9 protein-coding genes and 1 CRISPR repeat array are annotated in these 11,562 nt (G+C 53.9%); of the genes, 2 read left to right on the top strand and 7 right to left on the bottom strand.

Annotation, left to right across the window (positions count from 1 at the left end; genetic code table 11):
* Window positions 1-110 precede the first annotated feature (110 nt).
* On the top strand, window positions 111-1,766 hold the full coding sequence (locus tag FD25_RS08750) for a peptide ABC transporter substrate-binding protein (protein WP_057803350.1): 1,656 nt from the start codon (window positions 111-113) through the stop codon (window positions 1,764-1,766).
* Between the two features lie 69 nt (window positions 1,767-1,835).
* On the opposite strand, the gene FD25_RS08745 is transcribed toward FD25_RS08750, so the two are convergent.
* The 4 genes from FD25_RS08745 to FD25_RS08730 form a co-directional block, all read right to left on the bottom strand.
* Window positions 1,836-2,186, bottom strand: a complete 351-nt coding sequence (locus FD25_RS08745) for a cupin domain-containing protein (RefSeq protein WP_057803348.1) — start codon at window positions 2,184-2,186, stop codon at window positions 1,836-1,838.
* A gap of 119 nt (window positions 2,187-2,305) precedes the next feature.
* The gene (locus FD25_RS08740) at window positions 2,306-3,148 is read right to left on the bottom strand and encodes a metallophosphoesterase family protein (RefSeq protein WP_057803346.1); all 843 of its coding nucleotides are present in this window, start codon (window positions 3,146-3,148) and stop codon (window positions 2,306-2,308) included.
* Between the two features lie 77 nt (window positions 3,149-3,225).
* Window positions 3,226-4,842 (bottom strand): amino acid ABC transporter ATP-binding/permease protein, encoded by a 1,617-nt coding sequence (locus FD25_RS08735; RefSeq protein WP_057803344.1) that lies wholly within the window; start codon window positions 4,840-4,842, stop codon window positions 3,226-3,228.
* Complete coding sequence (locus tag FD25_RS08730) at window positions 4,839-6,533, bottom strand: ATP-binding cassette domain-containing protein (protein WP_057803342.1); 1,695 nt, start codon at window positions 6,531-6,533, stop codon at window positions 4,839-4,841. The genes FD25_RS08735 and FD25_RS08730 overlap by 4 nt, the downstream gene beginning before the upstream one ends.
* A gap of 249 nt (window positions 6,534-6,782) precedes the next feature.
* On the opposite strand from FD25_RS08730, the gene FD25_RS08725 reads away from it, so the two are divergent.
* Window positions 6,783-7,115 (top strand): hypothetical protein, encoded by a 333-nt coding sequence (locus FD25_RS08725; RefSeq protein WP_057803340.1) that lies wholly within the window; start codon window positions 6,783-6,785, stop codon window positions 7,113-7,115.
* A 247-nt stretch (window positions 7,116-7,362) separates the two neighbouring features.
* Window positions 7,363-8,978: a CRISPR direct-repeat array (repeat unit 28 nt; unit sequence GAATCACCCCCACACGTGTGGGGAATAC).
* 29 nt (window positions 8,979-9,007) lie between these two features.
* Here FD25_RS08725 and cas2e read toward each other — a convergent pair.
* The 3 genes from cas2e to cas6e are packed head-to-tail and all read right to left on the bottom strand — an operon-like array spanning window position 9,008 to window position 11,547.
* On the bottom strand, window positions 9,008-9,922 hold the full coding sequence (cas2e, locus tag FD25_RS08720) for a type I-E CRISPR-associated endoribonuclease Cas2e (RefSeq protein WP_057803338.1): 915 nt from the start codon (window positions 9,920-9,922) through the stop codon (window positions 9,008-9,010).
* Window positions 9,919-10,869: a type I-E CRISPR-associated endonuclease Cas1e gene (gene cas1e / locus FD25_RS08715; protein WP_057804294.1), complete on the bottom strand. Its 951-nt coding sequence runs from the start codon at window positions 10,867-10,869 to the stop codon at window positions 9,919-9,921. The genes cas2e and cas1e overlap by 4 nt, the downstream gene beginning before the upstream one ends.
* A 6-nt stretch (window positions 10,870-10,875) precedes the next feature.
* A complete protein-coding gene (gene cas6e / locus FD25_RS08710; RefSeq protein WP_057803335.1) occupies window positions 10,876-11,547 on the bottom strand; it encodes a type I-E CRISPR-associated protein Cas6/Cse3/CasE in 672 nt (223 codons plus the stop codon).
* Window positions 11,548-11,562: the final 15 nt, after the last annotated feature.

Genomic DNA, 11,562 nt, shown 5'->3' with positions numbered 1-11,562 from the left:
CGGAGCGGCTGGGCGTGAGTTCAGTCCAAAGCGGGGTGGCACCACGGGAAATCGTCCTCATGTTTACAACATGTCGACGATTTTTTTAGTTCTCAGAGGAGATGGCGTTCATGAAGTATCACAAGTTATACCTAAGTTTTGCGGCGCTGGGGGCAGTGAGCCTCTTGACCCTCGCCGGGTGCGGGCAACAGGCCAGTGGCCACAGCGGGCACGGCAAATACGCGGCCAACCAGACGTTGAACTGGACGGAGCTACAAGAACTCTCCACGGCCGACCTATCGAAGGTCACCGATACCGTGAGTTTCACCATGTTACAAAGCACCCAGGAGGGCCTGTACCGTCTAGACGCTAAGGGCAAACCCCAACTGGCGATTGCCACGCACGCGCGGTTGTCTAACGGCGCTAAGACCTACACCTTCGACCTACGGCACAACGCCCACTGGTCCAACGGCGATCCGGTCACGGCCCAGGACTTCGTCTATTCGTGGCGGCGGACGTTGACACCCAAGACGGCCGCCCAGATGCAAAGTTACCTGTTTCCGGTGGTCAACGCTAAGGCCATTAACGCCGGTAAGCTGCCCGCTAGTGCGCTAGGGATCCACGCGCAGGGGAAGTACCGCCTGGTGGTCAACCTCACCAAGCCGGTCGCCTACTGGAAGACCTTACTGGCCTGGCCCCTCTTCTACCCCGAAAACGCCAAGGTGGTCACCAAGAACGGCAATCGTTACGGGACCTCGTCGGCGCGCGTGGTTTCCGACGGCCCCTACCAACTGACCAAGTGGAACGGGACCAGTAAGACCTGGACGCTGGCGAAGAACCCGCACTACTGGAACCACGCCAACGTGCATCTGACCGCCATCAACTACCAGGTCAACGAAAGCACCACCACCAGCTACAACATTTTCACCGCCAAGAAGGCCGACGAAACGTTACTGAGTGGGCAACAGGTCAAAAATAACCTGAACAACCCCAACTTCGTCAAGCGTCTGCCCACTGGAACCCAACGCCTCGACCTCAACCAAAAGAAGGTGCCGGCCCTGCGTAACGTTCAGGTGCGCCAGGCGTTATCGGCGGCCATCAACCGCCAACAGTTGGTCAAAAACGTCTTACAGGACGGCTCGGTCGCCTCGAGCGGTTTAGTCCCCGTGGGGATGGGCAATAATCCCCAGACCGGTGAGGATTTCAGTCGCGAGGCCGGGGTGCCACAAGCCACCGCTTACGACCTTTCCCGCGCTAAGGCGTTACTGCAAAAGGGGTACCGGGCCACGCACACCCACCAGTTACACCTGACCCTATCCGTGGGTGATGTGGACGCCACCAAACAAACGGCCGAATTTCTCCAGAGTTCGCTGGAAAAATTGCCGGGCGTCAAAATCGCGGTCAAGGCGGTGCCCTACGTCCAGTTGATCAACCAACAAAGCGCCGGGAACTACCAGTTAACGCTAAGCGGGGCCCAGTCCGTCATGGCCGATCCCAACGAATTTCTGGACAACTACCTCACCCACACCAGCGACAACATCACCGGCTTTACCAACGCCCAGTTCGACCGGCTAATGGATCAGGCCGATAACCAAGACGGCAATCAGCCGGCCGTCCGTTGGCAAAAGCTAGTGGCCGCCGAAAAGGTCCTGATGACCCAACAAGCCACGATTCCGCTGTTCCAGCAGGCCAAGTCCCAACTCCTCCGGACGACCGTTAAGGGCATCATCTACAACCCCGCCGGCGTCCCGTTTGACTTCACCCACGCCTACATGGGACGGGCCTAACGTTTCTAACGCCTTACAAAAGCGCCATCTCGAATCTTGTCGGGATGGCGCTTGTTAGTGATCACGTCGTTAATGTAAGAAGTCCTCGCGAATCGGCGTAAAGGCGTCCAGCAACCGGCTATCGTCGGCTAACGGAATGCAACCGTGCTCGTAGTTGCTGGGGAAATAAATGCTATCGCCGGTCTGCACCTTTTGAACCTCGGTGTGGTCGGGATACTTCACCGCAAACAAAAACGTACCGCGCAACACGTACGTGGTCTGGACGTGCACGTGGTGGTGAAACGGGATCGGCGTGTCGGCGGGCACCGCGTGTTCGAAAATCACCAACGCGTCCATTAGCCCCTCACCGTGTGCGCCCACCTGGCGTAGCGTATTATCGTCGACCCGTTCTAACTTTAAATTCTCTGCTTTAAAAAACATGTTGCGCATCCCCTCATTCATCAGTTAAGCGTCCATCGATAGGCTTATGAAATCGATTTCATCCTGTCAACTTAAGGATGCCCCTTTCCCCACCGAATTTCAACACCGATTTAGTCGCGTCAGTTCTGGTGTAACCGGGTCAAAATCGCTTGTAACCGCCGATTATAGCCTAGTTGGGTGGTCAACTGGGTCAAAGCCGTGGCGTCGTGGGTGTTGACCATCCCCTCGCGCAGTTGCCGCGCATACATCGTTAAATACGGCAGTTGGCGGTTCCGTGCTAGGGCCAATTCTGCCTCAACGTCGTACGCCACGTGCCGAAAGTCAACGGTGGGCAGTGCCACACCGTGCGTGGTCACGATGGCGTACTGGGCCCGCAAGTCCGTCGTGAAGCTCGGCCAGTCGGGATAGGGCATTCCCACGGTCCCGGGATTGATGATCAGCTGCCCGGCACTACTCCAGCGCATCAGCTGTTGGTGGGTGTGCCCGTAAACGGCTACGTCCGTCGTGGGCCCCGCCAGCTGATCGAAGGCCGCCTGGTCGCCCACCGGTCGTAAGGTCTTCCCCCAATTTTGCGTGGGCAGGTTGTGGCTGAGCTGAACCGTTAGCCCGTCCACCGTTCGCGTTTGCGTGAGGGGTAAGTGGTGCAGCCGATCAATGTCGGCCGCCGTCAGTTGGGCCCGCACGTAGTCACCTAAGATGGCCAGGTAGATCTTGCGTGGGCGGGCCAGTTGAATCGGCCCGTCGATGGCCTCCAAGAGGTTATCTTCCCAGTTGCCCCGCACGTACGCGGTTAACGGCAATTGATCCAGCACCGCCAGCAGGTCGTGGGCCCCCGGTCCCGGCAAGAAGAGGTCGCCAATCAGCCAAAAAACCGTACAACCGGCTTGCCTGGCGTCGGCGACCACCGCCTTTAAGGCCGTTACGTCGCCGTGCACGTCTGAAATTAACGCAATTTTTGTCATGTCAACACCTCACCTTCTAGTTTGCCACAACTCACGGGTAAATAAACCGTTAGACCCCTACTTTTCTCGGTGAGTCGTCAAACGGCGCCGCGATCAACGGGAACCAAGCGCCCGTCCCGTAAGGCCAGCACCCGGTCACACAGGGCTAACGAACTTGGCCGGTGGGTGACCAGGATGACGGTGCCGGCGTAGTGCTGCCGCACCGTCTTTAAAATGAGGGCCTCGTTAAGCACGTCCAGGTTACTGGTGGGCTCGTCTAGGATTAATAAGGCACTCGGCTGGACCAGTGCCCGGGCCAGTTCTAAGCGTTGCCCCTCCCCGGCCGAAAGTACCGGTCGGTTGGGCGACACCCGGGTGTTCAGTTGGTCGGGCAACCGGCGTACGGTGGCAGCCAAGTCCAGCCAGTCCAAGACCTGCCAGAGCCGCTCATCCGTCAATTGTTCGTCGCGTAAGGTCAGATTTTCTCGTAACGTCCCGGTAAAAATTTGTGCAGTTTGAGGCACGTAGTTGATGGCTTGGCGCACCGCCGCTAACGATAACGTCTCGCCGGCTTGACCGTTAAACGTGACGGTCCCCCGGTCGGCCGCGTACCAGCGCATGATGAGTTTCACAATGGTCGACTTACCGGCCCCACTGGGACCCACCAGGCCGAGGCGTTCTCCCGCCGTCACCGTTAAATCGGTGTGCCGTAAGATGGGCTCCGTGGGCCGCTGCGGGTAGGCAAAGTCCACTTGCTGCAGTTGCGTCCGTTGTAGAGGCCCCAACTGCGCCGAACCCGCCGTCACCCGTGGCGTTTCGTCCAAAAAGTCAAAGACGTTTTGCGCGGCGAGAAGTCCCCCGCTCAACGATCCTGGTAAATTACCCAGCGCTAACAACCGGCTGAACGTGAAGGGAAAGAGAACTGCCCAGACCAACGACAGGTGTTGCGTAACCACGACGCCGATCACGGCCATCAAGCTCAGCACCACGATCAACTGCATGATCACGGCCGTTTGGGTCTGCCGTAACGCCTTTTGCCGGTTCACCTGCCAGTAGGCGTGCGTGGCTTGGTCGAGTTGCGCCAACCGCGTGGACGTGGCTTGATACTGTTGCAGCTCCCGTTGTCCCGTGAGGGCTTCGGCCAGTTGGCGTTGTTCCTGCAAGTCCCGGGCATTGAGCTCGGTGGTCAGCGGTTTTAACCGTCGGTGCGTCGCCAGGGGTACCCCCAGACCAATGCCCGCGTAAGCAATCAAAGCAATTAAACCCAACCAGGGCGAAGCAAGACCAAAAATGATCACGAAGCTCACTGCCGTCAGACTTCCGATCACCACCGGGGCCAGTGTGTGGGCGTAGAAGATTTCAATCAGCCCGATGTCTTGAGCCAGGAGTTTGAGGACGTCGCTACTGCGTTGATCGTCCAACTTGGCGGGGGCTAAACGTAGGAGCTGTTGGTAGGTCAGGTTGCGCAGGTGTGCCAGGATTTTAAAGGCCGCCAAGTGTCCCAGATACTGTTCGCCGAAACGACAAAGCCCCCCGACCAACGCCAGGACCAGTAACCAGACCCACCAGAACGGGATGGGGTGAAACAACACCGTAAACCCGCCCCACAACAGGCCTAGTTGAAACCCGGTGGCGGCGAGTCCGGCCAAAATACTGGCGGCCAGGACCCAGTTCAAGCGGCCAGCGGTCACTAGTAACCGTTTAAATAGGCTCATACAGTCGCCACCTCCTTGAGTAAGCGTTGTTGTGCTTGAACCAATTGGGCAAACGCCGGGACCTGCGCTTGTAGACTGGTAAAGGTCCCTTGCACTAGTCGTTGATCCGTCAAGAAGGCCAAGTGGTCGAGTCGTTGCAGGTCGTCTAGGCGGTGCGTGATCAGAAGTACCAGCTTGGTTTGGGCCAATTGCTGGATCACGGCCAAGATCTGATTGGCGTTATCCGGATCGATGTTGGACGTCACCTCGTCAAAGACATACCCGTCCTTGTTCGCCAAAACGGCGCGGGCGACGGCCACCTGTTGGCGTTGACCCGGCGACAATTGTGCCCCGTTTTCGCCGACCGGGGTGGCGTACCCCGCGGGCAAGTCCGCCACGAAGCGACAGAGCCCCAGATCGTGCAAGCGCTGCTGCCAATCGGCGGTCCGATTGCCCAATAATAAGTTATCTTGAATGCTGCCGGCAAAAAGTTTCGCCGTGGGTCCCAGGTAGACTAGATGGGTTAACCAATCGGTCGGCGCCACCGTCGCCAGGTCCGTGGTGCCGTTGACCAGCACCTTCCCGGCTAAAAGCGGTTGGCGTTGCATTAAGGTTTGGGCTAACGTGCTTTTCCCGCTCCCACTGGGGCCAGTCAGTCCCACCAGTTGCCCCGCCGTTAACGTTAAATCCGTCGTCAGTAAGGGCTGATCAGTGTGGCCCACCGTGCCGGTGAGTTGCAAGCGGGTGACCGGCGCGTCAAGCGTGACTGCCGCCGCGGTTTTCTGGGGTGCCGCGGCCGCGTCGATCACGGCAAACAGGTGCCGTAATTTTGGCAACGTCGACATGAAGACGTGCATGAAGTACCCAAACTGCCGAAAGTCGATCAGCCAGACCGCGGTTAGCGTACCGATGCCCAGCGCCGTACTCAAGGCTAACGTGTGCGCCTTCACCGCGTTGACCTGAGCCAGTAAGAAATAACCAATCGCCCCGTACAGGCAAAAATCCATGATGGTGAGCGACTGGAGCTGATAGCGTAAGACGCCCATGGTCTTTTGCCGGTAGTCTTCCGAATCGGCCGCAAAGTCGCGGGCGTAGCGGTGTTGGCGCTGGTACATGATGAGCGTACTCATTCCTAGAAAGTCGTCGAGAAACCGTTGACCCATCTGGTTAAAACTTTGAATGTAGGCCAGGTTTTGCCGGTTCCCCAGGCCCTGTAACAGGCCCATCCCCATGCCTAACAATAAAATACCGCCGACGGGAATCGCCACCGTCCGGGCGTGAACGCTCAGAACCACGCCAATCAGCACTACCCCGGTTAAGATCAGTTGCAAGATGGTCGGAATGATGGTGTCAAAAAAGATGGTCACCGCTCGCAACGTGCTGAGGTCTTGTTGGAGCCCCTGCATCACGTCGGTTGTGGTCTGCGTCGGCCGGAAGGTGGCGTTTAAAAATTGTTCTTGGAGGTCCTGACTGGCCGCGGCCGCCCACCCGTTGCGGCTCAACCAGCCACTCGCCAACAGGTAAAGTACCGTAACGACTAATTGAATGCCAATTAGACTGAGTAAGCCGACATTAACGGTGCCCCGTAACGCCCACTGCGCACCGGCCCAGACCAACGTGACCACTAACAACCGACTCAACCATTGCCCTAAAAGTTGAACCCCCATTTTCCAGCGTTGGGCCGCCCCAAGCTGCCATAACCGTTTAATCATCAGTCCATGAACCCCTTTTCAAAACTAGTTTTGGTTTAATAATCTCAGTGTGACCCTTTTAATAGGTGAAGGCAATCCGGTAAGTTCCTAATTTATCGCGAGATAATTGAAAGCCTCATCACTTAAATAAGCTAAAAAGTTAGGCCCCAAGTCCGTTTGCTCGTGACTTGGGGCCTAATTGGCTATACTGGAGATGGATAAGTTAATTCTAAGAGAATTAATCACACAACACTGAAGGGAAGTATGACCATGGAGGAACAACTAAAAACACCAGCGGTTTGGATTGACCCCTCTTTTGTCGAACACGCCACAGGAGAAGTGATCCACCTAGCCCCCCAATACTTGGAAGCCCCAAATTACGAGACCTACTTTGCGGCACTCCGGGACCGGCACTACACGCTAATTCCACAAGCGAATGGCGGCCTGAAAGCCTTAGCGCCATTACGCAATAGCCGTTCACAGGTCTCGACGATTACACTAACGCCTGTCGATGAGCATCAACCGCGAACGCCGGCACAACAATTAGCCTACGAACAACGGGACGATGTGGTTCGGGGACAGCTGATTGGTTCGGCTGATTAATTTTGACTCATAATGACTGCTAGTTTGAAGACTGGCAGTCATTTTTATGCTTAGTTTGATCCATCGAGAATGTTAATTTTCTCTACTCACATACAGGGCTCTACAATAGCAAGTTCGGAAATCAGTATAAATCATGATAACCTCAACCAATCCTAGTAGCATAGGAATTATTCTCTTTTGTAAAAGTTCACTCCCACACGCATGTGGGAAATACAAATAGTTAGTTGCCATCTCGGATTGGGCGTAGGAATCACCCCCACACATGTGGGGAATACTTAAAAGCCGTCTCGTTGGCCAGCGACATTTCGGAATCACCCCCACACGTGTGGGGAATACGAACGACCACCTACGGACTTGAGGGCGCCCACGGAATCACCCCCACACGTGTGGGGAATACATACCATACTATTTAAAGGCTTGTCAACGTTTAGAATCACCCCCACACGTGTGGGGAATACAAAAGGGCCAGACAGTTAATGCCTAACCCTTTAGAATCACCCCCACACGTGTGGGGAATACGGGCGGTGATGATGGACCTGATGACCGGTATCGGAATCACCCCCACACGTGTGGGGAATACATTTTAATTCGGATGGACTCCGCCGACCGTGAGGAATCACCCCCACACGTGTGGGGAATACATCGAGTCGGTCTTACGATCAGCCCGAAGGTGGGAATCACCCCCACACGTGTGGGGAATACTAAGAGTCAACTGGATTTTATAGACTAATCTAAGAATCACCCCCACACGTGTGGGGAATACTAATCGCCCCCAGCCAAGTGTTGGGCGATAAGTGAATCACCCCCACACGTGTGGGGAATACCGGCTTGTTTTCTTGCATTTCATGGGTTTAATGGAATCACCCCCACACGTGTGGGGAATACACATCAACACTAAAAATTGATTTCGTTGAAGTAGAATCACCCCCACACGTGTGGGGAATACAAAAAGCGGCGGGGGCGCCCGTCGCTTTCGTCGGAATCACCCCCACACGTGTGGGGAATACCCATCAATTTTAATATGATAACGTGGCAAATCAGAATCACCCCCACACGTGTGGGGAATACAACCAAGCTATCTTCATGGCATAGTCAGTGTTAGAATCACCCCCACACGTGTGGGGAATACGCCAATGGCTTGGCGGCCGGAAGGCTAACCTGAGAATCACCCCCACACGTGTGGGGAATACTTAACCGTTTAAGCGATAATGAGCAGAACTTTGGAATCACCCCCACACGTGTGGGGAATACAATCGCATCTATGAACGGAGGTACTAAATAATGGAATCACCCCCACACGTGTGGGGAATACTAACGCAAGTTGCAAAAACACTAGGCGTTTCTGGAATCACCCCCACACGTGTGGGGAATACTTTATATGGTCGTCTTTCAAAGAGTGCGGCTGGGAATCACCCCCACACGTGTGGGGAATACCATAATCAGACCCCCTTAAGATTGATGGTGATGGAATCACCCCCACACGTGTGGGGAATACTACTCGCCAAACGGAATCCCGTACTTCACGTACAAGAATCACCCCCACACGTGTGGGGAATACCGGGCCGATTCGGTCCGTATAATCCGACGTGCAGAATCACCCCCACACGTGTGGGGAATACAGACGGCAAGACCGAAGCTAGACGGATGGGTGAGAATCACCCCCACACGTGTGGGGAATACTACCTTGGGGCGGCTTGATTAGATATTTCATGGGAATCACCCCCACACGTGTGGGGAATACTTCAACGTCCGTATCAATAGCCGTGTCACCTAAGAATCACCCCCACACGTGTGGGGAATACTGAAGGATTTAGATCCGCCAGCCCGTCGACTGGGAATCACCCCCACACGTGTGGGGAATACACTAAACAAATCCCGTTAAATCGGCATTCCTAAATTCGGAAATCACCGTTTTTTATTAACTTGTCCGCTAAAGCCAGGGTTGCCTGAGCGTCAGCTAGTGCGTGATGCGGATCAGCGTTCTGAATTTTATACTTTTCTAGAACTGTCGCTAATCGGTAATTATCTAAAAATTCCTGAGCATTTTTAACCGTTGGCATTAAATCACGAAAAGTATTCGTCAAATTTGGTTGTTCAACAAATTGATAGCCAACGTTTAAGAACTTTTCGTCAAAGCCGACATTATATCCAACAATTGTCAGGTCCTGAACGAACTCGCGCAAGTCTTTCAATGCCGTAGCCAAGTCCACGCCTTGAGTCTGTAACTGTTCAGTTGTTATCCCGGTCAGTGCCGTAATCTTTGACGGGACCGTCCCCTCAATTTGAATCAGCCGTTGAAATGATTCCACCTGACCGTTGGCGTTGCGTTTTACCGCACCAATCGACATAATTTGGTCCTGCACACTTTTGAGTCCGGTGGTTTCGAGGTCCAAGACCACCAGCGGGGATGGCAATTGAACCGTCTTCGTTGCGACAGATGCTACCGCTTTCTGCACTTGACGTCGATGAGCCATAGTTTTCGCCTGATGAAATTTAGCAGCGTTACTGAATCCTGGTTTTACCGGTGTCTTCGGGTGCTTCAAATGCATCATCAATGGAACTCCATCATAGTCCACAACTTGACGGTCTTGACGCGTCGTTCGGAAAGTGTAGCCCAACTCGCTATTGGTATTGTAAGCCAGCGTGGCTTCACCATGACCGATATTTTGTACGATGCGGTCCCATAGCAAGTTGCGAATCCGTGCACTAACGTTGCCCACATAGACACCAGTTTGAATTTCTTGGGTCCATTTAGTTAGATCGCCCCGTAACGCCGCGGGGACCTTAGTTAACGTCACCACAATCATCGGTCATCTTCACCAACTTCTTGATACTGGACACCCATCTTTTGTAGGCCCAATTTATCATCCCAAAGGTTAACCAAATCAGCCTCATCAACCTCGTCAGTTACACCCATTAGGGTCTTCAAATCCGCGACCATCCGCACTAACAGTTTCCCATCGCGGAACGCATCGCGCATCGCCAAACGGGTCTTGGATCCGATATCCTTATCCTCACCGTACTGGGCAGCCATTTGAAACGCCACTGGAATCGAAGTATCCGCCTTGTACAAATCCGCAAAGTCATAAACGAAGGCCAAATCATGTCCCGTGTGTACGAAGCCTAGGCCGGGGGACGCCCCCAAGGCGACAATAACGCTATAGCTCAACCCATACAAGGCTTGATGAGCCGCAGTCAATGCTTGATTAATTGGTGTTCCTGATTCAAAATTATTGGGATCATAGGTCCGCCGCGTCCAAGCAACGTGCGTTTTTAGAGATTGTTCCCGGTATACATTTCTAACCCGCGCACCTTCTTTACCCCGTAGTTCCTGCATGCTTAATCCCGATACGTCTTGGTCGGGAAAACGCATCTGATACATCTTGCGGGCAACGGCCACGCGGGTACGTTGATTCGAGACCAGTTTAGCTTGGGCCTGTAACAAGCGCGACGAATGATTCAACGCTCGGCCGTGCGCGTATTCACGCACCCCTTGTTCGCCAACCCACACGACACCAGTCCCCGTATCACCAATCAGTTCCATTGCCCGATGAGTGACGTCTACACCCGGCCCTAACATCAAAACACTAATCATTGCTGCGGGAATACAGACGATTCCCCGTTGATCTAACACCTGAATGGCGCTATCTTGACGGTTTAACTTAGCGTGTTCCAGGTAGAGAAAAGAAATTCGGTCACGGACTCGTCCCAACTCGGACAGCTCGGGCTTTTTAGCGCCAATTTTCTTTTTCATCATTCGCTACCTTTCCGGAATTACCGTCATCAGACCCATGCCAAATGCTTTTTCACGGCCGAGGCCTTGCGTTAACGTGGTCTTAAACGCCTCAACGTCCGTTACCCGTAAAAGGCCTTCAAAAGTTACCCGACTAAGACGCACGCTATGTTCCTTTTTATGGTGTAATACCGGCCAATCCCGCGCGACGATATCAAACGCCCGGCTAACGGGAGCCTCTGGCTCATCAACGATTTCTTGTTGAACTAACTCAAACCCACTTGCCGCAGCCCGCTCAATCAGCCAGTTTCGTTGCTGGTCTACCGTAATGTGGGGCACAACCCGTCCCTGTTTTTGACCCGGACGACTAATCTTACGCGAAGGATTAGCCGTCAATCGAAATTGCATAATCTGGCCCGTCTGAATCTTATCTAAGAATGAATCATAGGTTTTGATCATAGCCGTGCCAGTAACTCCGTAGGTCACTAATTTTTGAATATCCGGCTTCTCTTCACTGAGGACTAGTAAGTATTGTTTGCCTCCCAAATTATCCAGTCGCCAAAGGTGGCGGTGACGTTCCTTTTGGGCAATCTCTTTTGGAAAACTCTGTTCAACCCAATTATGGTAAGCGCCTAAGTGAGTTAGGTCTTTTATTTTTTGACGATTACGACTATCAACTTCAACTCGTGATAGATACATACAGCTAACTCCCTT

Origin of the sequence: Levilactobacillus acidifarinae DSM 19394 = JCM 15949 (assembly GCF_001434835.1) — a bacterium.
GTDB classification, from domain to species: Bacteria; Bacillota; Bacilli; order Lactobacillales; family Lactobacillaceae; genus Levilactobacillus; species Levilactobacillus acidifarinae.
Note: the sequence above shows the minus strand (reverse complement) of the source record. Positions and strands in the feature narration are given on the sequence as shown.

Excerpts from the sequence above, each read along its gene's own strand:
- FD25_RS08750 (WP_057803350.1), top strand. The coding sequence starts at position 111 with ATGAAGTATCACAAGTTATACCTAAGTTTTGCGGCGCTGGGGGCAGTG.
- FD25_RS08745 (WP_057803348.1), bottom strand. The coding sequence starts at position 2,186 with ATGTTTTTTAAAGCAGAGAATTTAAAGTTAGAACGGGTCGACGATAAT.
- FD25_RS08740 (WP_057803346.1), bottom strand. The coding sequence starts at position 3,148 with ATGACAAAAATTGCGTTAATTTCAGACGTGCACGGCGACGTAACGGCC.
- FD25_RS08735 (WP_057803344.1), bottom strand. The coding sequence starts at position 4,842 with ATGAGCCTATTTAAACGGTTACTAGTGACCGCTGGCCGCTTGAACTGG.
- FD25_RS08730 (WP_057803342.1), bottom strand. The coding sequence starts at position 6,533 with ATGATTAAACGGTTATGGCAGCTTGGGGCGGCCCAACGCTGGAAAATG.
- FD25_RS08725 (WP_057803340.1), top strand. The coding sequence starts at position 6,783 with ATGGAGGAACAACTAAAAACACCAGCGGTTTGGATTGACCCCTCTTTT.
- cas2e (WP_057803338.1), bottom strand. The coding sequence starts at position 9,922 with ATGATTGTGGTGACGTTAACTAAGGTCCCCGCGGCGTTACGGGGCGAT.
- cas1e (WP_057804294.1), bottom strand. The coding sequence starts at position 10,869 with ATGAAAAAGAAAATTGGCGCTAAAAAGCCCGAGCTGTCCGAGTTGGGA.
- cas6e (WP_057803335.1), bottom strand. The coding sequence starts at position 11,547 with ATGTATCTATCACGAGTTGAAGTTGATAGTCGTAATCGTCAAAAAATA.